The organism is Nonomuraea sp. CA-141351 (genome assembly GCF_050944675.1).
In the GTDB taxonomy this organism is placed as follows: Bacteria; Actinomycetota; Actinomycetes; order Streptosporangiales; family Streptosporangiaceae; genus Nonomuraea.
Genome location: NZ_CP191982.1, coordinates 7,552,325 through 7,574,581, shown reverse-complemented (window position 1 = coordinate 7,574,581; position 22,257 = coordinate 7,552,325). Strand labels below are relative to the sequence as shown.

The 22,257-nt window shown below is 71.0% G+C and carries 20 protein-coding genes and 1 pseudogene; 11 read left to right on the top strand and 10 right to left on the bottom strand.

Annotated features, from left to right (window positions below):
* Positions 1 to 60 precede the first annotated feature (60 nt).
* Positions 61 to 1,083: an N-acetyltransferase family protein gene (locus ACQPWU_RS35750; RefSeq protein ID WP_433429711.1), complete on the top strand. Its 1,023-nt coding sequence runs from the start codon at positions 61 to 63 to the stop codon at positions 1,081 to 1,083.
* 63 nt (positions 1,084 to 1,146) lie between these two features.
* Positions 1,147 to 2,043, top strand: coding sequence for a transposase (locus ACQPWU_RS35745; protein WP_433429273.1), 897 nt, complete (start codon positions 1,147 to 1,149; stop codon positions 2,041 to 2,043).
* Between the two features lie 177 nt (positions 2,044 to 2,220).
* Here the strand turns inward: ACQPWU_RS35745 and ACQPWU_RS35740 are convergent.
* Positions 2,221 to 2,664: pseudogene (locus ACQPWU_RS35740) on the bottom strand (Clp protease N-terminal domain-containing protein); the annotation flags it as partial.
* A gap of 74 nt (positions 2,665 to 2,738) precedes the next feature.
* Between ACQPWU_RS35740 and ACQPWU_RS35735 the strand changes: the two are divergent.
* From ACQPWU_RS35735 to ACQPWU_RS35725, 3 genes are read left to right on the top strand one after another with little or no spacing between them, the layout of a single operon-like run.
* Positions 2,739 to 3,485 (top strand): hypothetical protein, encoded by a 747-nt coding sequence (locus ACQPWU_RS35735; RefSeq protein ID WP_433429709.1) that lies wholly within the window; start codon positions 2,739 to 2,741, stop codon positions 3,483 to 3,485.
* Between the two features lie 46 nt (positions 3,486 to 3,531).
* A complete protein-coding gene (locus tag ACQPWU_RS35730) occupies positions 3,532 to 4,401 on the top strand; it encodes an oxidoreductase (RefSeq protein WP_433429708.1) in 870 nt (289 codons plus the stop codon).
* An 11-nt stretch (positions 4,402 to 4,412) separates the two neighbouring features.
* Positions 4,413 to 4,988, top strand: coding sequence for a TetR/AcrR family transcriptional regulator (locus ACQPWU_RS35725; RefSeq protein ID WP_433429707.1), 576 nt, complete (start codon positions 4,413 to 4,415; stop codon positions 4,986 to 4,988).
* Here ACQPWU_RS35725 and ACQPWU_RS35720 read toward each other — a convergent pair.
* Positions 4,977 to 5,723, bottom strand: coding sequence for a class I SAM-dependent methyltransferase (locus ACQPWU_RS35720; protein ID WP_433429705.1), 747 nt, complete (start codon positions 5,721 to 5,723; stop codon positions 4,977 to 4,979). The genes ACQPWU_RS35725 and ACQPWU_RS35720 overlap by 12 nt on opposite strands.
* Positions 5,724 to 5,822: 99 nt before the next feature.
* Here ACQPWU_RS35720 and add point away from each other — a divergent pair, with 99 nt between their 5' ends.
* Positions 5,823 to 6,848, top strand: a complete 1,026-nt coding sequence (gene add, locus ACQPWU_RS35715; protein WP_433429704.1) for an adenosine deaminase — start codon at positions 5,823 to 5,825, stop codon at positions 6,846 to 6,848.
* Positions 6,849 to 6,891: 43 nt separating this feature from the next.
* Here the strand turns inward: add and pgl are convergent, their stop codons facing one another.
* From pgl to tkt, 6 genes are all read right to left on the bottom strand, one after another.
* Positions 6,892 to 7,665: a 6-phosphogluconolactonase gene (pgl, locus tag ACQPWU_RS35710; protein WP_433429702.1), complete on the bottom strand. Its 774-nt coding sequence runs from the start codon at positions 7,663 to 7,665 to the stop codon at positions 6,892 to 6,894.
* Between the two features lie 33 nt (positions 7,666 to 7,698).
* Positions 7,699 to 8,613, bottom strand: coding sequence for a glucose-6-phosphate dehydrogenase assembly protein OpcA (locus ACQPWU_RS35705; RefSeq protein WP_433429701.1), 915 nt, complete (start codon positions 8,611 to 8,613; stop codon positions 7,699 to 7,701).
* Positions 8,613 to 10,067, bottom strand: a complete 1,455-nt coding sequence (zwf, locus tag ACQPWU_RS35700) for a glucose-6-phosphate dehydrogenase (protein ID WP_433445371.1) — start codon at positions 10,065 to 10,067, stop codon at positions 8,613 to 8,615. Before zwf ends, ACQPWU_RS35705 begins: the two co-directional genes overlap by 1 nt.
* Before the next feature lie 172 nt (positions 10,068 to 10,239).
* Positions 10,240 to 11,853 (bottom strand): glucose-6-phosphate isomerase, encoded by a 1,614-nt coding sequence (locus ACQPWU_RS35695; RefSeq protein WP_433445369.1) that lies wholly within the window; start codon positions 11,851 to 11,853, stop codon positions 10,240 to 10,242.
* The gene (tal, locus tag ACQPWU_RS35690; protein WP_433429699.1) at positions 11,853 to 12,944 is read right to left on the bottom strand and encodes a transaldolase; all 1,092 of its coding nucleotides are present in this window, start codon (positions 12,942 to 12,944) and stop codon (positions 11,853 to 11,855) included. The genes ACQPWU_RS35695 and tal overlap by 1 nt, the downstream gene beginning before the upstream one ends.
* 6 nt (positions 12,945 to 12,950) lie before the next feature.
* Positions 12,951 to 14,981 (bottom strand): transketolase, encoded by a 2,031-nt coding sequence (gene tkt, locus ACQPWU_RS35685; RefSeq protein ID WP_433445368.1) that lies wholly within the window; start codon positions 14,979 to 14,981, stop codon positions 12,951 to 12,953.
* 335 nt (positions 14,982 to 15,316) lie between these two features.
* Here tkt and ACQPWU_RS35680 point away from each other — a divergent pair, with 335 nt between their 5' ends.
* Both ACQPWU_RS35680 and ACQPWU_RS35675 read left to right on the top strand, forming a co-directional pair.
* Complete coding sequence (locus tag ACQPWU_RS35680; RefSeq protein WP_433429698.1) at positions 15,317 to 16,261, top strand: heme o synthase; 945 nt, start codon at positions 15,317 to 15,319, stop codon at positions 16,259 to 16,261.
* Between the two features lie 70 nt (positions 16,262 to 16,331).
* Complete coding sequence (locus ACQPWU_RS35675) at positions 16,332 to 17,522, top strand: PrsW family intramembrane metalloprotease (protein WP_433429696.1); 1,191 nt, start codon at positions 16,332 to 16,334, stop codon at positions 17,520 to 17,522.
* Here ACQPWU_RS35675 and ACQPWU_RS35670 read toward each other — a convergent pair.
* Both ACQPWU_RS35670 and ACQPWU_RS35665 read right to left on the bottom strand, forming a co-directional pair.
* Entirely contained in the window at positions 17,498 to 18,205 is a 708-nt protein-coding gene (locus ACQPWU_RS35670) for a SanA/YdcF family protein (protein ID WP_433429695.1), read from the bottom strand. The two genes, ACQPWU_RS35675 and ACQPWU_RS35670, sit on opposite strands and share 25 nt — an antisense overlap.
* Positions 18,206 to 18,266: 61 nt before the next feature.
* Entirely contained in the window at positions 18,267 to 19,244 is a 978-nt protein-coding gene (locus ACQPWU_RS35665) for a COX15/CtaA family protein (protein WP_433429693.1), read from the bottom strand.
* Between the two features lie 278 nt (positions 19,245 to 19,522).
* On the opposite strand from ACQPWU_RS35665, the gene ACQPWU_RS35660 reads away from it, so the two are divergent.
* From ACQPWU_RS35660 to ACQPWU_RS35650, 3 genes are read left to right on the top strand one after another with little or no spacing between them, the layout of a single operon-like run.
* A complete protein-coding gene (locus ACQPWU_RS35660) occupies positions 19,523 to 20,665 on the top strand; it encodes an NAD(P)/FAD-dependent oxidoreductase (RefSeq protein WP_433429691.1) in 1,143 nt (380 codons plus the stop codon).
* Positions 20,662 to 20,904: a (2Fe-2S)-binding protein gene (locus ACQPWU_RS35655; protein ID WP_433429689.1), complete on the top strand. Its 243-nt coding sequence runs from the start codon at positions 20,662 to 20,664 to the stop codon at positions 20,902 to 20,904. The genes ACQPWU_RS35660 and ACQPWU_RS35655 overlap by 4 nt, the downstream gene beginning before the upstream one ends.
* Positions 20,901 to 22,247 (top strand): FAD-dependent oxidoreductase, encoded by a 1,347-nt coding sequence (locus ACQPWU_RS35650; protein ID WP_433429687.1) that lies wholly within the window; start codon positions 20,901 to 20,903, stop codon positions 22,245 to 22,247. The genes ACQPWU_RS35655 and ACQPWU_RS35650 overlap by 4 nt, the downstream gene beginning before the upstream one ends.
* The last annotated feature ends 10 nt before the right edge of the window (positions 22,248 to 22,257 follow it).

The following is a 22,257-nucleotide window of genomic DNA, read 5'->3' as shown; positions in this document are numbered from 1 at the left end:
AATACGCGATGAAACACATCGTTAGCGGATGTGTAACAGCCGCCGGTCATGCTCTTGTGCATGGGATTCTTGCGCATCCGCACCACGGTGGACGAGCGACCCGGCCGGCTGGCCTCACTCGCCGCGGCCCTGGCGGCCAGGGGCGGCAACATCCTCGGCCTGAGCGTGCAGTCTGACGCGGACGGCACTGTCGACGAGTTCGTCGCCGACATCCCCGCCAACCCCGAGACGGTGCGCGAGGCGCTGGAGGCGGCCGGCGGCCGCCGGGTCCAGGTGGTCCCCGCCACCGCTCACGAGCTGACCGACGAGCCCACCAGGGCGCTGCTGCTGGCCTCCCGGCTGCGTGCCATGCCGTGGCGGCTGCCCGAGCTCCTGGCCGAGTTGCTGCGCGCCGACGACGCCAGGTGGATCTATGGTGAAGCGGTGAGTGATCTTCCCGACCCGACCCAGCTCGTCGTGCCCGTGGCCCCCAGGCGGGCGGTACGGCTGCGCCGCGCGGAGCTGCCGTTCACGCTGACCGAGGCGGCCAGGGCGGCCTCCTTCGCCCGGCTCGCCCAGCCCGCCACCGAGCAGGCCACGGCCGAGCGCGCGATCAAGCTCGCCGACGGCGCGGAGGCCACGGTCCGCCCGCTCACCTCTATCTATCGCGAGGCCGTGCGCGACCTGCACGACAGGTGCTCGCCGGAGTCGCGCAGGTTCCGTTACTTCACCTCGATGCCCGCGCTGCCGGCGCGCATGTTCGACCGGCTGTGCGACAGGAGCAGGGGATATTCGCTGGTCGCCGGGCACGACGGGCAGGTCGTGGGCATGGCGAACCTCATGTTCACCCCCGACCCCGGCATCGCCGAGATGTCCTTCCTGGTCGAGGACCGCTGGCAGGGGCGCGGTCTGGGCACGGCGATGGCGAGGATGCTGGTGCGGGCGGCCCGCGACCTCGGGTACGCGGAGGTCAGGGCCACCTTGCTCTCCGACAACGCCAGGATGCGCAGGCTGCTGATCTCCCTGGGAGCCACGCTCGGCTACACCGAGGACCCCGGCGTGATGGAGGCCAGGCTGCCGGTCGGCGCGCTGGCGTCAGCCTAGATCGCTGATGTGAAATTTTGGTGATCGGCCGCGGGCGTGACGAAGGGCGTCCATTGTCGGTGTGTGAAGACTGACTTAGACGCCCTTCTGACCGCACTCTATGTGCATCTGGACGATCACGTGATGCCTTCGCGGGGACGGCCTCGCGGACGGGGCCGGCCGCCGGTGCTGACCCCGGCCGAGGCGGTGGTCGTGGCAGTGGCGCAGGTGCTGCTGCGGTGTGATGACGAACGCCGCTGGATGCGGATGGCGGCCAGCCGGATCGGGCACCTGTTCCCCAGGCTGCCGTCCCAGTCGCAGTACAACCGGCAACTGCGTGATCTGGGGCCGGCCATGTCGGCGGCGGCGTTGTGGCTGGCCCGCCAGGTCCCGACCTGGCACGAGCCTTTGCGGCTGATGGACGGCACCCCGATCCGCTGCGGCGCCTCGCGAGTGACGGTCAACAGATCACACCTGGGTGAGATCGCCGGATACGGCATGGACAAGTCCCACCACGCCTTCTACTGGGGCGCCAAGCTGATGCTGATCACTACCGCTGATGGCGCGGTGACCGGCTTCAGCCTGGCCCACCCCAAAGAGCTCGATGAACGCAAGCAGGCCCTGCACCTGCTGCACGTCCACCAGATAGCCGACGGGCCATGCCCGATCGTGTGCGACAAGGGATTCGCCGGAGCCGGCATCGAGAAGGCCGCCGCCGATCTGGGTCATCTCCTGATCCGGCCGACCCGCGAAGACGAGCCTGCACGCGCCCTGCCCTTTCCCGGCTGGCTGCGCCAGCGCATCGAGGCGATCATCTGGACACTGAAGAACCAGCTCGGCCTCGAACGCCACAACGCCCGCCACCCCGACGGCCTCTGGGCCCGTATCAGCCAGCGCATCCTCGCCCTCAACGCCGCAATCTGGCACAACTGGAACACCGACGCACCCGTGAAACGGTCCCTGACCGCCTACGACCACTAACCCAAATTCACATCAGCGATCTAGGCCCTCTTCGGCCGGCGGCGGCTCTTCGGAAGGCTCCTCGGCGGGCGGCTGATGAATGCCCAGGTGGCGTTCGATGCGCTCCAGGCTCTCCTCGATCCGTGTGAGCCGCTCGCCCAGCACCGAGCCGCCGGCGAAGAACATCTCGCTCGGGCGCTCCTTGGAGCTGCGCCCCACGCGGTCGAGCAGGCGTTGCCGTAGGTCCGCCAGATCCACGCCCGCGTCCACGAGCGCCTGCGCGGCCAGCCCCTCGCCCTCCCTGATCAGCCCCAGCAGGATGTGCTCGGTGCCGATGTAGTTGTGGCGCAGTTGCAGGGCCTCGCGCAGCGACAGCTCCAGCACCTTCTTGGCGCGCGGCGTGAACGGGATGTGCCCGCCGGGCGACTTGGCGCCACGGCCCACCTCGCGCTCGACGAAGGCACGTACGTGGTCGAGCTCCACGCCGCTGCCCTCCAGCACCAGGGAGGCCATGCCCTCGCCCTCGTGGATCAGGCCGAGCAATATGTGCTCCGTGCCGATGTAGTTGTGGCTCATCATCCGCGCCTCCTCCTGGGCGAGGACGACGACCCTGCGCGCACGGTCGGTGAAGCGTTCGAACACCGGGGGGCCTCCGTTCGACTGCCACTGCCTCCACTATGCGCTACAAACCAGCGGATGTGGGGTATTTGTCCTGTGTGGATCTTGACGAGGTGGCCGGCAGGCTCTATGCCCTGCCGCCGTCCGAGTTCACCGCCGCGCGCGAGGCCGAGGCCCGCGCGGCGAAGGAAGCGGGAGACGTACGGCTCGCGCGCGAGATCGCGAAGCTGCGCAAGCCGACGGTGTCCGCCTGGGCCGTGAACAGGCTCTCCCGGGAACGCCCCGAGGAGCTGGCCGAGCTGCTCGACGTGGGGGAGCGGCTGCGCGCCGCCTGGCAGGAGCAGGACGCCGGCGCGCTGGCCGAGCTGACCCGGCGCCGCGGCGACGTGACGGCCAAGGTGGGCCGCCTGGCGAGGCAGCAGGGTGGCCTGTCATCCGCGGCGGCGGCCGAGGTGGACCAGACGCTGGAGGCCGCCGTCGTGGACGCCGAGGCGGCCGGGCAGGTACGCGCCGGCCGCCTGGCCAAGCCCCTCAACTACAGCGGCTTCGCCCCCGCCCCCATCCCCCGCGAGCGGCCCGCCAGGCGCAAGCCTCCGGAAGAGGAGGCGAGAGAGCGCGAGGAGGCCGAGGCCAGGAAGGCCGAGGAGCACCAGGAGGCCGAGGCCGCGCACAAAGAGTGGCAGGAGGCGCTGGAGGCCGCCGTCAAGGAGCACGACGAACGCGCCGAGCGGGTGGCCCGGCTGGAGCAGAAGCTGGCCAAGGCTCGCAAGAGGCTCGCCGAGAGCGAACAGCGGCTGGAGGTCACACGGCGTGAAGAGCGCCACGCCCGCCGGCGACTAGGCTAGGGTGTACGAAACGGTTTCGTACACGCCTACGTCCCGAGGAGTGGCGATGACTGGCTGGACCCCCGACTCCATGCCCGACCTGACCGGCAAGACCGCCATCGTGACCGGTGCCAACAGCGGCATCGGGCTCCCCACCGCACTGGAGCTGGCCAGGCACGGCGCCCGCGTCGTCGTCGCCGCGCGCTCGCCGGAGAAGGGCGACGCGGCCGTCGCGGAGATCCTGCGGGCGGTCCCCGGCGGCCAGGTCGAGTATGGCCACCTGGACCTGGCGGACCTGGCCTCGGTCCGGCGGTTCGCCGAGAGCGTCGACAAGGTGGACCTGCTGATCAACAACGCGGGCATCGGCCTGATCTCCAGGCGGGAGACCAAGGACGGCTTCGAGATGCAGTTCGGCACCAACCACCTGGGCCACTTCGCGCTCACCGGCCTGCTGCTCCCGCTCCTGCTCGCCGCCCCCGGCGCGCGCGTCGTCACCGTCTCCAGCGACGCGCACAAAGGGGGCAGGATCGACTTCGACAACCTCGCCCTGGAGCACGGGTACGGCCGGATGAGCGCGTATGGACGCTCGAAGCTGGCCAACCTGCTCTTCACCCTGGAGCTCCAGCGACGCGCTGAGAGGGCCGGAGCTGACCTCACCAGCGTCGCCACCCATCCGGGCACCACCGCCACGAACATCGTCAAGCTGGGGCCGCTACAGCCCCTCATGAGTGTGTTCTTCAAGTCGGCCGCGGCCGGAGCAGTGCCGTCGCTCTACGCCGCGACCTCGCCCGATATTCGCGGTGGCGAGTTCATCGGCCCCAGGCTCAAGCACTTCACTCCGTCGGCCAGGGCGAGGTCCGAAGAGGACGCCAAGCGGCTCTGGGACGTGTCCACCCAGCTGACGGGCGTACGATTCGATGAGATCGCCTACAGCTGAAGGACTTTCACGTGGCTCCACTCGACCCTGGGCGTGAAAGGGCCATCCTCGACGCCACGATGGAGCTGCTGTCGGAGGTCGGCTACGACCGGATGTCGGTCGACCAGATCGCCAAGCGGGCCAAGGCCAGCAAGGCCACCATCTACCGGCGATGGGCGGGCAAGCCCGAGCTGGTGGTGGACGTCATCTGCCGGCGCTTCGACATGGACGCGCCCGCGGGAGAAGACACAGGGTCCCTCCGCGGCGACCTGGTCTCCATCTTCAGCGGGCTGTGCCAGGCGGTGGAGCGCAAGCACACGCTCGTCATCGGCCTGTCCTCGACGCTGGTGTCCAACCAGGAACTGGCCCGCACGCTGCGCGAGCACATGCCCGCGAAGGATCTCGACGATGTGCGGGCCTTGCTGGAGCGGGCCGTGGAGCGCCGGGAGCTGGCCGGGCCGGTCGACCCCGGGCGGCTCTTCGCGCTGGCCGAGGCGCTCGTATGGCATCGGATGATCTTCACGGGGCCGCCGTTCGGCCCGGAGTTCGTGGCGGAGTCGGTCGACGGGGTGCTGATGCCGCTGGTGACCGCCTGGTCAAAGGGCTGAGCGGGTGGCGTAGGCCAGGAAGGCGCACACAGGAAAGCCTTCCTGCTCGTACGGCGCCGCCAGCCGGGTGTAGCAGGCCCTGATCCGCTCGACGGTCTCCGGCGGCTGCCGGGCGATCACCGCGAAACGGGGACCTCCCGCCTGCACGATGTCGCTCCACCACGTCGCGAGGTCCACCTGGTGGCGCCAGCGTACGGTCTCCACGGCCGCCCCCTCGAAACCCGCCTCCTCCAGCAGCTCCGTGAAGCGCTGCGGCGTGTCATCGCCGGCGAACGGCCGGGCAGGGGGCTCGTAGGGGACCTCGGCGGCGGCGATGGCCTCGGCGAAGACGTTGGTGGCGGTCATCTCGTCAGACTTCCACCACGTCAGGGCGAGCGTGCCGCCCGGGCGCAGCACGCGGTGGAGCTCTTTGAGCGCCTTGGCGGTGTCGGGCACGTGATTGATGACGAAATTTCCCGCTATGGCGTCGAACTCCTCGTCCTCGAACGGGAGGTCGGGCAGCGCGGCCTCGCGGATCGTCGCGTACGGGTGGCGCCGGGCGGTCAGCTCCAGCATGGCCGGATTGACGTCGACGGCGGTGACCTCGGCGCCTAACGCGAGCGCCGCCGCGGTGACCACGCCCGTGCCGCAGCCGACGTCGAGCAGGCGGGGAGCGCACGCCCGGTCGAGGAGGGGGCCGACGGTGTGGAAGCTCAGCTGAGCGAAGCCGCGATCGTACGCTTCGGCGTTGGTCACGGGACCAAGCTTAGTCCAGCCGCAGAACCTAACATTTCTCTGTGAAATTTCGCGCCAAATGCTGTTTTTTCGGGAAAATCCGGCCGTATGGTCGTCGCCATGACCCTCGACGCCTTCATCGACGAGCTCCCCAAGGTCGAGCTCCACGTGCACCTGATCGGCTCGGCCTCGGTCCCCACCGTTCTCGAGCTCTCCCGCCGCCACCCCGGCGGACCCGTCCCCTCGACGGAGGAGGAGCTGCGCCTCTTCTACACCTTCCGCGACTTCCCCCACTTCGCCCAGGTGTACCGGGCCGTCAACGACCTCGTCCGCGAGCCCGAGGACGTGGCCACCCTCGTCCTCGGGCTGGCCCGCGACCTCGCCCCGCAGGGCGCCCGCTACGTGGAGCTGCAGGTGACCCCGTACGCCCACCACATCGTCGGCATGCCCATGCGTGAGGTCACCGAGGCCCTGGACCTGGCCGCCCGCCGCTCGCTGAGCGAGCACGGGGTGGAGATGGCCTACATCTTCGACATCCCCGGCGAGTACGGGGAGGAGGCCGCCAGGGTGACGGTGGAGCACGCGCTCCAGGAACCTCCCGCCGCGCTGGTAGGTTTCGGCATCGGCGGTATCGAGCAGGAGCGCCCGAAATATCGTGACGCGTACCGCTCGGCGTTCTCGGCCGCCCGTGCCGCGGGCCTCCACAGCGTGCCGCACGGCGGCGAGATGAGCGGCCCCGAGACGATCTGGGAGGTCATCGAGGGCTACGGCGCCGAACGCATCGGCCACGGCATCAACTGCCTCGCGGACCCGCGCCTGGTCGCGCACCTGCGCGACACCCAGCTCCCGCTGGACGTGTGCCCCACCTCCAACCTCTGCACGGGCCAGATCGGCAGCATCGAGGAGCACCCGCTGCCGCGGATGCTGGAGGAGGGGTTGTACGTGACGCTCAACAGCGACGACCCGCCCATGTTCGCCACGACGCTGGCGGAGGAGTACCGGGTGGCCGCGCGGACCTTCGGGTTCGGGACGAAGGAGCTCGCCCAGCTCGCCAAGAACGGCGTCCAGGCGTCCTACCTGGCGGGGGAGCGCAAGCAGGCGCTGCTCAAGGAGATCGACGACCTGCTGGCGACGGAAGGACGCTGAGCCGCCGGCCGGACGGCCGGCGGCTCAGACGGCAATCCCGGAGTCAGGGCGACGAGATGCGGCCCAGCTCCGGCGGGATCTTGCCGGCCGCCGCCCGGTCCAGCAGGAACAGCGTGCGCGCACGCCCCCTGGCACCCGACGCGGGCACCTGCACGTGCCCCGAGTCCGACAGCGCCAGGCGTACCGCGCCCGACTTCTCCTCCCCGGCGGCCACGACCCAGACCTCGCGCGAGGCCTGGATGGCGGGCAGCGTCAGCGAGATGCGGGTCGGCGGCGGCTTGGGCGCGCCGTGCACGGCCACCACCGAGCGGGTGTCGTACAGGGCGGGCATGCCCGGGAACAGCGACGCCACGTGGGCGTCCGGGCCCATGCCGAGCAGCATCACGTCGAAGCTCGGCACGGGGCCGTGGTCCTCCGGCCTGGCGGCCTTGCGCAGCTCGGCGGCGTAGGACTCGGCCGACTCCTCCGCCGTCATCCCCGAGTCGGGGCCCCGCATGACGTGGACCCGGTCCGGGTCCACGTCCACGTGGTCGAGCAGGGCCTCGCGGGCGCCGGTCTCGTTACGTTCTTTGTCGCCGGTGGGCAGGAAACGCTCGTCGCCCCACCAGATGTCCAGGTGGCGCCAGTCCACGGCGTCGCGGGCGGGCGTCGCGGCGACGGCCGCCAGCGTGGCGATGCCGACCGTGCCGCCCGTGAGCACGATCGACGCCGACCCCTTGGCCGACTGCACGTCGACCAGCCGCGTGATGATCCGCGCTGCCGCCGCCTTGGCCAGGACGTCGGCGTCGCGGTGGATCACTACGTTGGGAACGCTCACGGGCACTACTCTCTCAGCCACTGAGGTCACGGGTCATCCCTTGTACGTACGGGCGAACCGCTTGACCGCGGCCTCGTAGATCTCGTCGGTGTCGAGCCTGCGCAGCTCCTCGGCCAGTAGCTCCGAGGTCTGCCGCCTGGTCAGGGCCACGTTCCTGTCGGGCTGGCCGGGCCGCGACAGCGTGGCCAGGCGGGCGTCGTGCCTCGAGATGGTCAGCTCGCCGTCGTTCAGCTGCAGGCGCACGGCCGTCAGCCCGGGGCCGGAGGAGTCGGCGACCTTCATCGGGGCGCCGAGCCGCTCAGACAGCCAGGCGGCCAGCAGCGGCGCGCTCGGGTTGCCCGATGAGGCCTCCACGACGCCCTTGCGCACCTTGCCCACCGGCTGGTCGAACGCGGCCGCCAGCAGGCTGCGCCACGGCGTCAGCCTGGCCCAGGCCAGGTCGGTGTCGCCGCGGGCGTACCCCTTGGCCCTGGTCACCAGCGACTTGACGCCGCCGTGGTCGAAGCCCCTGGCATCGGTGATCCGGCGCTGGGCGAGGGCGCCGACCGCGTCCTGGGACGGGAAGTCGGGGGCCGCGCCCGGCCACCACACCACGACCGGCGTGTCGGGCAGCAGCAGCGGGCTGACCACGGAGTCGGCGTGCTGGGTCAGCTCGCCGTACAGCCGTAGCACCACGACCTCGCCGGGCGTGGACTCGCCGATGCGCAGCTCGGCGTCCAGCCTGTTGTGCTCCTCCGCCTCACGGTTGATCACGACGATGATGCGGGACGGGTGCTCGCGGGCCGCGTCGGTGGCGGCGCGGAGCGCGTCGTACTGGTGGCGCTCCTCGCAGACCACCACGAGCGTCAGCACCATGCCGATGGCCGGCGCGCCCATCTGGTGGCGCAGGTGCGTGAACTGCGCCGAGATCTTCCCGGCCGTCGTGTCCGCCAACATGAACGTGGTCATCAGAGCCTCCTCCACTTGCGGCCGTCGCGGGCCATCATCGCGTCGGCCGACGGCGGCCCCCACGAGCCCGACTCGTACGGCTCGGGCTGGCCCTGCGTCGTCCAGAACTCCTCGATCGGGTCGAGGATCGTCCACGACAGCTCGACCTCCCGCTGGTGCGGGAAGAGCGGCGGGTCGCCGATCATCACGTCGAGCAGCAGCCGCTCGTACGCCTCGGGAGACGACTCCAGGAACGACTCGCCGTAGGCGAAGTCCATGGAGACGTCCCTGACCTCCATGGCGGTCCCGGGGACCTTGCTGCCGAACCTGACGGTGATGCCCTCGTCCGGCTGCACCCTGATCACCAGCGCGTTCTGGCCCAGGATCTCGGTGTCGGTCTTGCTGAACGGCAGGTGCGGCGCCCGCTGGAACACCACCGCCACCTCGGTCACCCGGCGGCCCAGGCGCTTGCCGGTGCGCAGGTAGAACGGCACACCCGCCCACCGCCGGTTGGCGATCTCCAGCTTGATGGCCGCGTACGTCTCGGTCTTGGACTCGGGGGGGATGCCCTCCTCCTGCAGGTAGCCGGCCACCTTCTCGCCGCCCTGCCAGCCCGCGGAGTACTGGCCGCGCGCCGTGTTGAGCCCCAGGTTGCCCGGCAGCCGCACGGCCTTGAGCACCTTCTCCTTCTCCCGGCGCAGCGCCGAGGCGTCGAAGGAGGTCGGGTCCTCCATCGCGACCAGCGCGAGCAGCTGGAGCAGGTGGTTCTGGATCACGTCGCGGGCCGCGCCGATGCCGTCGTAGTATCCGGCCCGCCCGCCGATGCCGATGTCCTCGGCCATCGTGATCTGCACGTGGTCGACGAAGCTGCGGTTCCAGATGGGCTCGTAGAGGTTGTTGGCGAACCGCAGCGCCAAGATGTTCTGGACGGTCTCCTTGCCCAGGTAGTGGTCGATCCGGAAGATCGAGCTCTCCGGGAAGGCCGAGGTGGTGATCTCGTTCAGCTCGTGGGCCGACTTCAGGTCGTGGCCGAACGGCTTCTCGATGACCACCCGCCGCCACGACCCCTCGGGCGCGTCGGACAGCCCGGTCCGCTTGAGCTGCTCCACCACGACGGGGAAGAACTTCGGCGGCACCGACAGGTAGAAAGCGTAGTTTCCGCCCGTGCCCCGGGTCTCGTCGATCTCGGCAAGCGCCATGGCCAGCGCGTCGAACGCTCCGTCGTCCGAGAACTCGCCTGGCACGAAATGGATGCCCTCGCGGATCTGCTTCCAGACCTCCTCGCGGAAGGGCGTCCTGGCATGCGCCTTGACGGCGTCGTGCGTCAACTGGGCGAAATCCTGGTCCTTCCAATCCCGCCGGGCGAAGCCGACCAGCGAGAAGCCGGGCGGCAGCAGCCCCCGGTTCCCCAGGTCGTAAATCGCCGGCAGCAGCTTGCGCTTGGCCAGGTCACCCGTCACGCCGAACAACACCATCACGCACGGTCCCGCCACCCGGGGCAGCCGCTTGTCACGCGGATCGCGCAACGGGTTGGCGGCGACCACCTCCTCGGTGGTGGCGGTGCCCGCGGCTGAGGTAGCCACAGTGGCTGCCGTCGTGTTGTCGACAGCGACAGCCTCCTCCGCGGGTGCTGCCGGGTCAGTCATTTCAAGCCTCCTGTGCTGCTGCGAGCAAACGCGCGACACCCGCCGCGCGATCGGTCAAATGCAGGCGTACCGCGGGCCGCCCGCGGGTCTCGAGCGCCCCCAGGTCGCCGAGCGCCTGGGCGAGCTGGAGCCGCCCCAGCGTGTACGGCATGCCGGGGACCGTCACGTCCTCGGCCACCGCCCCGGTGATCTGCAGGAACACCCCGTTCTGGGGCCCGCCCTTGTGATATTGCCCGGTCGAGTGCAGGAACCGGGGCCCCCACCCGAACGTCACCGGCCGGTCGGTACGCAGTGCGAGCAGCGGCCGCAGCGTCGCCGGATCGGCCCACATCCACGCGTCGGTCATCTGCTCGAAGTCGGCCCCGTCGGGCACCGGGGCGTCGAACGCGGCCAGCCGGTCGAGATAAGCCATGATCGCCAGGTAGCCGCCGGCCGGAATCGCGCCCAGCAGTTCGGCGAACACCCCCGGCAGGTCCTTGGCCGTGGAGGACCCGTACACCTCGACGGGCCCGTCCACGAACGCCGGCGCGCCCGTCGGCAGGTCGGGCAGCGCCAGCAGGGCCGCCGTGTTCTCCTTCGACTCGGCCACGTTCGGCTGGTCGAAGGGGTCGATCTCCAGCAGCAGCCCCGCGACGGCGGTGGCGTACTCCCAGACCAGGAACTGCGCGCCCAGCGGCCCGTCCACGCGCACGTCCCCGAGGTCGGTCTCGATGGCGACGACCAGCTCGTCGCCGGCCTCGTTAGGGTCGGCGCCCACGACGGGCAGGATCCCCCTGCCCTGCTTGCCGGTGGACTCCGCGACGAGCTGCTCGATCCAGTCGGGCAGCCCGGTGGTGGCCGAGAGCTGGTCTTCGATCAGCAGCTTGTCGCGCCCGGCCAGCGCCGCGCCGCCGAGCGCGGCACCCAGGTCGAGCCCGGGGTTGCCGGTGTCGCGCGACAGCAGCGGCAGCACCTCCTCGGCGTCGTCGAGCAGCCGCTCCACGTCGGCCCCCGCCAGCGCGCTCGGCACCAGCCCGAACGCCGACAGCGCCGCGTAGCGCCCGCCCACGTCGGGCCGGGCGAGCACGAGCTCGAAGCCGCCGTCGGCGGCCCGCTTCTCCAGCGGCGAGCCAGGGTCGGTGACGACCACGATGCGGTCCGCGGGCGCGATGCCCGCGTCCGCGAACAGCCGCTCGTAGATCCGCAGGTGGCAGTCGGTCTCCACGGTCGAGCCGCTCTTGCCGGCCACGACCACGACCGTGGCCTCGAGCCGGTCGGCCAGCGCGCGGCGCACCTGCCCGGGGTCGGTCGTGTCCAGCACGGTGAGCGGCACGTCGGCGGTGGCGCAGATGACCTCGGCCGCCAGCGACGAGCCGCCCATCCCGGCCAGCACCACGTTCGTCAGACCTGCCGCGCGGGCCCGCTCGGCGAGCCCGCCCAGCCGGGGCAGCAGCTCGCGAGAGGAGCGGGGCAGCGTCAGCCAGCCGAGCCTGACAGCCGCCTCCGCCTCGGCGTCCTCACCCCACAGCGTGGGGTCGCCGCCGGCGAGCCGCGCGGGCACGCCGTCGGCGACGAGACGCCCCGCGACGGAGGAAGCGGCCGAGGCCACTCCCTCCTCGCGGTAGGTCACTTCCATCACGGAACCAGGTTCTTGGTGACGCTCTCGAGCAGCTCGTTCCAGGACGCCTCGAACTTCTCGACGCCCTCGTCCTCCAGCACCTTCACCACGTCGTCGTAGTCGATGCCGGCCTCCTTGAGCGCTGCCATGGTGTTCCAGGCCTGCTCGTAGAAGGGGCGGACGGTGTCGCCGGTGATGTTGGCGTGGTCGGCCGTCGCGTCGAGCGTCTTCTCCGGCATCGTGTTGACGGTGCCGGGGGCGACGAGCTGGTCGACGTACATGGTGTCGGAGTACTCGGGGTTCTTCACACCGGTCGAGGCCCACAGCGGCCGCTGCGGCCGGGCGCCCGCCGCGCGCAGGCGCTGCCAGCGCTCGGAGTTCATGACGTCCTCGTACGCCGCGTACGCCAGGCGGGCGTTGGCGATGCCCGCCTTGCCCTTCAGCTCCGGCTTGCCCACCTTGTCGAGCCGCTTGTCGATCTCGGTGTCGACCCGGCTGACGAAGAACGAGGCCACCGACTCGATCGAGCCCAGGTCGATCCCCTTGGCCTGGGCCGCTTCGAGGCCGGCGAGCCAGGCGTCCATGACCGCGCGGTAGCGCTCGAGGGAGAAGATCAGCGTGACGTTGACGCTGATGCCCTCCGACAGCGCCTGCGTGATCGCGGGCAGGCCCTCGACCGTCGCCGGGATCTTGATGAACAGGTTGGGCCGGTCGACCAGCCACCACAGCGCCCGAGCCTCGGCGACCGTCTTCTCGCTCTCGCGGGCCAGACGCGGGTCCACCTCCAGCGACACGCGGCCGTCCACGCCGCCGGTGGCGTCGTAGACCGGACGCAGCACGTCGGCGGCCCAGCGGATGTCGTAGGTGGTGATGGCGCGCACGGCCTCGCCCACGTCCACGCCGCGTACGGCGAGGTCGTGCAGCTGGGCGGCGTACGCGTCACCCTTGCTGAGCGCGTTGGCGAAGATCGTCGGGTTGGAGGTCACCCCGACGACGTTCTTCTCGCGGATCAGCTGCTCCAGGTTGCCGGTGCGCAGTCGCTCGCGGCTGATGTCGTCGAGCCAGATCGCAACGCCCTGGCCGGACAGCTTCTTGAGGTTCTCGCTCATCTTCCTTCAGTTTCCCGTCGTCTCGCCCTTTTCCTGCCCCAGCTTGGCCAGGCTCGCATGTGCCGCGGCCGCCACGCGCTCCGCCGTCAGCCCGAACAACTCATACAGAGTCTTGTACGGGGCCGAAGCACCGAAGTGTTCGAGGCCGACTACTTCGCCGCATTCGCCGACGAACTCGTGCCAGCCGAGCGCGATGCCCGCCTCGACCGCGATTCGAGCCCGGATCGACGACGGCAGGACCGTCTGCCTATATGCGATGTCCTGCCCCTTGAACCATTCGACACACGGCATCGACACGACCCGGGTCGGGATGCCCTTGCCCTCCAGCAGTTCGCGGCCCTCCAGCGCGATCTCCACCTCGCTGCCGGTGGCGATGAGGATGACCTTGGGCTGGCCGTCGGAGGCCTCGCGCAGCACGTAGCCGCCGCGGGCCACGCCCTCGGCGCTGGTGCCCTCGAAGACCGGCAGGTTCTGCCTGGTCAGCGCCAATGCGGCGGGCCGGTCGGTGTGCTTGAGCACGGTCTTCCACGCGTACGCCGTCTCGTTGGCGTCGGCCGGGCGGACCACGTCGAGGCCGGGGATCGCGCGCAGCGCCCACAGGTGCTCGATCGGCTGGTGGGTCGGGCCGTCCTCGCCGAGGCCGATGGAGTCGTGCGTCCACACGTAGGTGACCGGCAGCTTCATCAGCGCGGCCAGGCGCACCGAGGGGCGCATGTAGTCGGAGAAGACCAGGAACGTGCCGCCGTAGGGGCGGGTGCCGCCGTGCAGGGCGATGCCGTTGAGAATGGCGCCCATGGCGTGCTCGCGGATGCCGAAGTGCAGCGTGCGGCCGTAGCGGTTGCCCGGGAACTCCTTGGTCTGGAACTCCTCGGGGATGAAGGACGGCTCGCCCTTCATCGTGGTGTTGTTCGACTCCGCCAGGTCGGCCGAGCCGCCCCACAGCTCCGGCAGCACCGGCGCCAGCGCGCTCAGCACCTCGCCGGAGGCCTTGCGGGTCGAGATCGAGGAGCCGGTCTCGAACGACGGCAGCGCCCTCGCCCAGCCGTTGGGCAGCTCGCGCTCGGAGATGCGGTCGAGCTCGGCGGCCCGCTCGGGGTTGGCCAGCCGCCATTCGGCGTAGGACTTCTCCCACTCGGCGTGGTCGGTGCGGCCGCGCTGGGCGATGCCACGGGCGTGCTCGAGCAGGTCGGCCGGCACGTGGAAGGTCTTGGCCGGGTCCATGCCGAGGACCTCCTTGGTGGCGGCGACTTCCGCCTCACCCAGGGCCGAGCCGTGGATCTTGCCGGTGTTCTGCTTGTTGGGGGCCGGCCAGCCGATGATCGTGCGCAGCCGGATGAACGACGGCCGGTCGGTCTCGGCCTTGGCCGCCTCGAGCGCGTCGTAGAGGGCCTGGACGTCCTCGACGTACTCGCCGGTGGCGGTCCAGTCGACGCTCTGGGTGTGCCAGCCGTACGCCTCGTAGCGGGCGACGACGTCCTCCGACTTGGCGATGAGGGTGTCGTCCTCGATGGAGATGTGGTTGTCGTCCCAGAGGACGATGAGGTTGCCCAGCTTCTGGTGGCCGGCGAGCGAGCTGGCCTCGTGGCTGATGCCCTCCTCGATGTCGCCGTCGCTGACGAAGCACCAGATGTGGTGGTCGAACGGCGAGGCGCCGAGCTCGGCGTCCGGGTCGAACAGGCCGCGCTCGCGGCGGGCCGCCATCGCCATGCCGACGGCGTTGCCCAGGCCCTGGCCGAGCGGGCCGGTCGTGGTCTCGACGCCCGCCGTGTGGCCGTGCTCAGGGTGGCCGGGCGTCAGGCTGTCCCACTGGCGCAGCCGCCGCAGGTCGTCGAGCGTGAGGCCGTAGCCGGAAAGGTAGAGCTGGATGTAGAGCGTCAGGCTCGAGTGGCCGCACGACAGCACGAACCGGTCGCGCCCGATCCAGTTGGGATCGGTCGGGTCGTGACGCATCACGCGCTGGAACAGCAAGTATGCGGCGGGGGCCAGGCTCATGGCGGTGCCGGGGTGACCCGAGCCCGCCTTCTCCACTGCGTCCATCGCCAGTGCTCGAACGACGTCGACCGCCTGCTTGTCCAGGTCGGTCCATTCAAGGGCTGGCACGAGTTCGGTGCTCAAGTGCTCGATCTCCGGAATCTAGTTGTCATTGGTTGTGCCGGTTGGCTATCCCGCCCACACGGGACCCTAACCGAGTGGAGTTGGCGATCGATTCCCATTCCACCCGCGCGCGTCCATGTATGGCGCAAGCCCCCCATTGGCCGGACCGGCCGCCCCTGCGACTACAGTTTGTTTGTTCGCAGGGGCGTCACGGCGCCCACCCATGGATCCGCTCTATTCAGAGGTTACGCGTTGACTCCGCACAGGCTGGAAGCGCCTTGACGGTGCTGACCAACAGGCAGGCGACGGCCCGATCTCCGCAGGTGGAGGGGCCGCGCTCGATCGGCATGATCGTAAAGGCCTACATCGCGCTCACCAAGCCGCGGATCATCGAGCTGCTGCTGATCACGACACTGCCGGTGATGTTCCTGGCGGCGGGCGGCCTGCCCCCGCTGTGGAAGTCGATCTCGGTCATGGTGTTCGGCACCCTATCGGCGGGCAGCGCCAACGCGCTCAACTGCTACGTGGATCGCGACATCGACCAGAAGATGCGCCGCACCCGCCGCAGGCCGCTGGCCAGGCACCAGGTCTCGCCGCGCGGCGCGCTGATCTTCGGGATCGTGCTCGGCGTGCTGTCCACGGTCGGCCTGTGGGCGACCACCAACTGGCTGGCCGCGCTGCTGTCCACCGCGGCGATCATGTTCTACGTGCTGGTCTACTCGATGATCCTGAAGCGCCGCACGGCCCAGAACATCGTGTGGGGCGGCATCGCGGGCTGCATGCCGGTGATGATCGGCTGGGCGGGCATCACCGAGCGGCTCGACTGGGCGCCGCTGGTGCTGTTCGGGGTGGTGTTCTTCTGGACGCCGCCGCACACCTGGACGCTGGCCATGCGCTACAAGGAGGACTACGCGGCCGCCAAGGTCCCCATGCTGCCCGTGGTGGCCACCGAGCGCCGGGTGATCCTGGAGTCCATCGCCTACACGTGGGCGACCGTGCTGTGCTCGCTGGCGCTGTGGCCGGTGGCCGGCACCACGCTGTTCTACCCCGTCGTGGCCGCCGTGCTCGGCGCCATGTGCCTGTGGGAGGTCCACCGTCTGCTGGCCCGCCTCAACGCCGGCAAGAGCGGCGTCGACCTGCGCCCCATGCGCTTCTTCCACTGGTCCAACGCCTACCTGGCGCTGCTCTTCCTCGCCGTCGCGATCGACCCGCTGCTGGCCTGACTCGTGTCCGGATGGTGAGGCTGCCTTGGCCGCCACGGACCCCGGCACTCTGATCCGTTAAAGTCACCGTATGGCGACCCGTGATCCACGCTGGGTGTTGAAGGACCGCCCGTCATCCGCGTTGATCATCGGGCTGGTCCTCACCGGCATCTGCGCTCTGGTCTCGTTCTCCTTCGACGTGTTCAACGGCGCTCCGGTGCAGTTCTTCATCGCCCTCATGCTGGCGCTCGCGCCGGTGCCGCTGCTGCTCGCGGCGGTGCTCGCGCTCGACCGCATGGAGCCGGAGCCGCGCAGCAACCTGATCTTCGCCTTCGCCTGGGGCGCGGGCATCGCGGTGCTGGCCGCCGGCGTGATCAACTCGCTCAACCTGCACTACATCATCGACACCGCCAAGCTGTCGGAGGCCAGCGCCCGCAACATCGCGGCCACGTTCGGCGCGCCCGTGGTGGAGGAGACGATGAAGGGCCTGGTGCTGCTGGGGCTGCTGAGGTTCCGCAGGGCGGAGCTCGACGGGCCCACCGACGGCGTCATCTACGCCAGCATGGTCGGGCTCGGCTTCGCCATGAGCGAGAACGTCAGCTACTACATCGCCGCGCTGTCCAACTCCGGCGTCAAGGGGCTGGCGGTCACCGTGGTGCTGCGCGGCATCCTGTCGCCGCTCGCGCACCCGCTGTTCAGCTCCATGATCGGCGTCGCCGTCGCCTACGCCGCCCAGCGCAGCGGGCCGGAGCGGGTCTTCTACATCCTGGCCGGCTGGTCGGGCGCGATGATCCTGCACGGCCTGTGGAACGGCCTGGCCTCCTACGGCGGCTTCCCCGGGCTCGTGGTGGCCTACCTGGCGCTGCTGGTGGTGCTGATCGTGCTCATCGGCGTGGTGTTCAGGGACCGGCGGCGCATCGTGGCGCTGATCCAGCGCTACCTGCCGCCCTACGAGCCGACCAAGCTGGTCAGCCAGGCCGACATCTACATGCTGTCGACGTTCTCCAGGAGGCGGCAGGCCAGGCAGTGGGCCAAGGCCCACGGCGGCAAACGCGGGCTGCGCGCGATGCGCGACTACCAGCTCGCCGCCACCGAGCTGGGCCTGCTGCACGAGCGGGCGGCCCGCCACATGGTGGACGAGCAGACCTTCCACGAGGAGCAGCGGGCGCTGCTGGAGTGCATGAGCACCGCCCGCGCGGACTTCCCCGTGCCCTCGGCGCACGCCAGATCGGTCGCGAGAGGCACCCCGCCGCCCGGCTACGCCCCCGGCGCGCCCGGCTGAGCGAGGATCCGGTCCAGGGAGACCTCGCGCGGGCCCGGGTAGACCGGGTCGGAGTGCAGGACCATCGCGTCGGCGAACGCCTTGGCCGTGGCGAACAGCTCGCGGGCGGCGTAGACGTACGTGGTCGTGGCGAAGTGCCTGGTCGAGTCGTCGCCCACCCCGAACGCCTCCAGCCCGGCCGTACGGCACAGCGTCACGGCCCTGGGCAGGTGGAACTCCTGCGTCACCACGGTCACCTGCCTCGCCCCGAACACCTTGCGCGCCCGCACGCACGAGTCCCACGTGTCGAACCCGGCGTAGTCCAGGACCATCACCTGGTCGGGCACGCCCCTGCCGCGCAGGTAGTCGCGCATGGCCGTGGGCTCGTCGTACTCCTTGCGGCTGTTGTCGCCCGACAGCAGCAGCGCCCGCACCTTGCCCGCCCGGTAGAGCTCGGCGGCGATGTCGAGCCTGCGGGCCAGCATCGCGGTGGGCTGCTTTCCGTACAGGCCGGCGCCCAGCACCAGCGCGGCCTGCGCCGAGGGGACGTGCCCGAGCCAGCCGTCGCCCTCTGCCGTCTCCCGGTGCGCCGAGCTGCTGAGCCAGGCCCACGTCATGGGGGCCAGGGCGAGCACGCTGACCAGCACCAGACCCTGGTACGCGCGGCGCAGCCCCTTCCGAGAGGGGCGGACATTCAGCGGCAAATCGCACTCTCCAGAGGCGGGGGAGTGGCGGACCTATCACCCCATACCCTGGCACAACCGCTCAGACGGCGGCGGGCACTTCGGTGGGGGAGTGGTCGGGCAGCGGCGTCCGGGTGCGCAGCGAGGTGACCACCCTGAGCGCGGCGATCCAGACCAGCGTGGAGCCGAGCACGTGCAGCAGGACCAGCGCGGCGGGCACGGCCAGGAAGTACTGCGTGTAGCCGATCACGCCCTGGCCCAGCTCCACGGCGAGCAGCGCCAGCACCGCCCGCCGGGCGGGCCGCTGCGAGTGGCTGACGTGCAGGGCGAACAGCAGCGCGAACGTCAGCCCCACCACGATGTAGACGAAGTCGGCGTGCAGCCGCGCCACGGCCTCGATGTCGAAGTCGAAGCGGGAGGCCATCTCGTCGCCCGAGTGGGGGCCGGTGCCGCTCACCACGACCCCGGCGACCAGCAGCACGAACACGGCCGCGAGCAGCACGTAGCCGAGCCTGCGGATGTCGCGGTGGGTCACCCGCCGGGCCGGGCCGTCGCTCTCGCCGGCGCGCGCGTACAGCATCCAGCAGGCCGCGATCAGACCGGTGGAGATGAGGAAGTGCATGCCCACCGTGAACGGGTTGAGCATCGTGCTGACCACCAGCCCGCCCCACAGCGCCTGGGCCAGGACGCCCGCCGGCTGCAACCACGCCAGCCACACCAGCGAGCGCCTGCGCGGCGCCAGGCGCATGGCCGCGACCACGCATGCGAGCCCCACCGCCAGCACCAGGAACGTCAGCAGCCTGTTGCCGAACTCGACGAGCATGTTGAGCATCGAGACCTCAGGGTGCGCGACCGGGACGAAGCTGTCCGGCGTGCACCTGGGCCAGGTCGGGCAGCCGAGCCCCGAGCCGGTGACGCGCACGCCCGCGCCCGTCACCGCGATGCCGGCGTTGACCACCACGGAAGCCATCGCCCAGCCTCGCATCGACTCCCTGGTGGGCGCCCAGAAGGAGAACAGGCGGCGCACGAGAGGATGGGGATGGTCTGTGGGTAGCTTCACGTCATCGATGGTACGGGCCTGACCGGTCGGTCCCGCCACCGGTCGCCCCGGCACCGCTCCCCTCGAAACGCCCGCTCAAGTGACGGCGCCCCGCCACCTACGGGTGCGATGGGTGGGAGCCGCGCCCCCCAGCCGAAGCGCGCGTCGGGTGCTCTCCCCTTCAGCAAAAGGACCCTGGCCGACGTACGGAGCGCGGTGGGGTGTGGCGGGTCGGGGAAGAGGGACGGGTGGTCTTCTCAAGAGGGAAGGTATGTGACATATTACAGGGGGAGGTATGAATGTCCGACGTCATCGTGGTCGGCGCCGGAGTGGTGGGCGCCGCCTGCGCCTACTATGCCGCGCGCGCGGGCCTCGACGTGACCGTGGTCGATCGCGGCCCGGTCGCGGGCGGCACGACCGGTTCGGGTGAGGGCAACATCCTGGTGTCCGACAAGGAGCCGGGGCCCGAGCTGGAGCTGGCCGTGCTCTCGAACCGCCTGTGGCGCGAGCTGGCCGAGCTCGGCGGGTTCGAGTTCGAGGCCAAGGGCGGGCTGGTCGTCGCCGAGACCGGCGAGGTCCAGCGGCAGCTCACCGGGCTGGCAGCCAAGCAGGACGTGGAGCACACCCTGGTGCCCAGTGATTCGCTGCGCGACTACGAGCCGGACCTCGCCGACGGCATGGCCGGCGGGGTGTTCTACCCGCAGGACGCGCAGGTGCAGCCTATGCTGGCCGCCGCGCGGCTGCTCAGGCACGGCGTGGAGAGCTTCGGCAAGGGCACACTGCGCCTCCGCCTCGGGGCCGCGGTGACCGGATTCATCCGCGAAGGAGACCGGATCACGGGCGTGCGCACCTCCCAGGGTGACGTGCTCGGCGACGCGGTGATCAACGCCGCGGGCACCTGGGGCGGCGAGGTGGCCGCTCTGGCGGGCGTCGATCTCCCGATCCTGCCCAGACGCGGGTTCATCCTGGTCACGGAGCCGCTGCCGGAGATCCTGATCAGGCACAAGGTCTACACCGCCGCCTACGTCACGAACGTGGCCAGCGACTCGGCCGGCCTGGAGACGTCGGCCGTCGTGGAGGGCACGCCGTCGGGGACCGTGCTCATCGGGGCAAGCAGGGAGCGGGTCGGCTTCGACAGGACCATGTCGGTGCCGGTGCTGGCCCGGCTGGCCGCGCAGGCGGTGGCGCTGTTCCCCGCGATGCGCGATGTACGGGTCATCAGGTCGTACTGCGGGTTCCGGCCGTACTGCCCCGACCACCTGCCCGTCATCGGCGCCGATCCGCGGGCGCCCGGCCTGTACCACGCGTGCGGGCACGAGGGCGCGGGCATCGGGCTGGCCCCGGTGACCGGTCACCTGCTCGCGCAGGTGCTCACCGGCTCCCCGGCCGACCTGGACCTGCGGCCCTTCCGGCCGGATCGCTTCTCGGAGGAGTCCCTGTGACGTTCCACATCACGATCGACGGGCGTCCTGTTCCCGTGACGCCCGGCCAGACGATCGGGGCGGCGCTGCACGCGGCCGGGGTGCGGTCGTGGCGCAGCACGCGCTTCGGCGGGCGGCCCCGCGGGCTGTTCTGCGGGATCGGGATCTGCTTCGACTGCCTGATCTCGGTCAACGGCCGGGCGCCCGAGCGGGCCTGCCTGGTGGAGGCCGCGCCCGGTGACGAGGTGACCACGTCATGACGTACGACCTTGTGGTGATCGGGGGCGGGGTCGCCGGGGTGGCGGGCGCGCTCACGGCGGCGCAGGCCGGGCTGCGGGTGGCGCTCGTCGACTCCGCCACGCGGCTCGGCGGCCAGTACTTCCGCCACTCCGCCGACCCCAAGCCCGCGCCCGGGCTCGACCGGTTCCTGCGGCAGGCCCGCGCCCTGGACTCCCGCGCCGACGTGCTGCTGAGGCACCAGGTCTGGAGCCTCGTCCGTGAGCCGGACGGCGACCTGGTCGTGCACTGCACGACCCCCGAGCGGAAGGCGGTCCCCGTGAGGGCGCGGCGGGTGCTCATCGCCACGGGCGCTCACGACCGGCCGCTGCCGTTCCCCGGATGGGACCTGCCCGGCGTGCTCACCGCCGGCGGCGCGCAGGCACTGCTCAAGGGCAACGGCGTCGTGGCGGGCAGGCGGATCGCCGTCGCCGGCACCGGGCCCTTCCTGCTTCCCGTGGCCTCCGGTCTGGCCGGCGCCGGGGCGCGGGTGCTCGGGGTGTTCGAGGCCAACGGCGGCCTGGGGCTGGCCAGGCATCCGCTGCTGGCCCTGGGCAAGGCCGGAGAGGCCGCCGGGTACGCGGCGGACATGGCCCGGCACCGGGTGCCGTACCGGAGGCGCCAGGCGGTCGTGGCGGCGCACGGCGAGCGCGAGGTGGAGGCCGTCACCGTGGCCCGTCTCGACAAGGACTGGAACGTTCTCTCCACCCGCGTCGTCGAGTGCGACACGGTGGCCGTCGGTTACGGGTTCGTGCCGCAGATCGAGCTGGGCGTGCAGCTCGGCTGCGAGACCAGGCACGACGTGGACGGCAGCCCCGTGCTGGCCGTCGACGCCGGCCAGGGCACCAGCGTCCCGGGCGTATGGGCCGCGGGCGAGCCCACGGGCGTGGGCGGCTGGCGCCTGTCCGAAGCGGAGGGCCGCATCGCGGGCAGCGCGATCGCGGCCGACTCGGGCGCCTCGGATGCGGCCGCGCCGGGAGTGCTCCTGCGGCGGCGGGAGCGGTGGCGGGCGTTCGGCGAGGCGCTGCAGCGCGCGTACCCCGTCCGGCCCGGCTGGCAGGGCTGGCTGCGCGACGACACGCTGGTCTGCCGGTGCGAGGAGGTGCCGCTGGCCCGGGTACGCGAGGCGCAGGACCTCGGCGCCACCGACGCGCGCTCGATCAAGCTGCTGGCCAGGCCCGGCATGGGCTGGTGCCAGGGCCGCATCTGCGGCTACGCCGTCTCCTGCCTGGCGGGCGAGCCGCCGCAGGCGCCCCGCCGGCCCATCGCCCAGCCCGTCACCCTCGGCGCCCTCGCCGACCTTTCACACGATCCCACCGCTAACTGACCCCCTGACA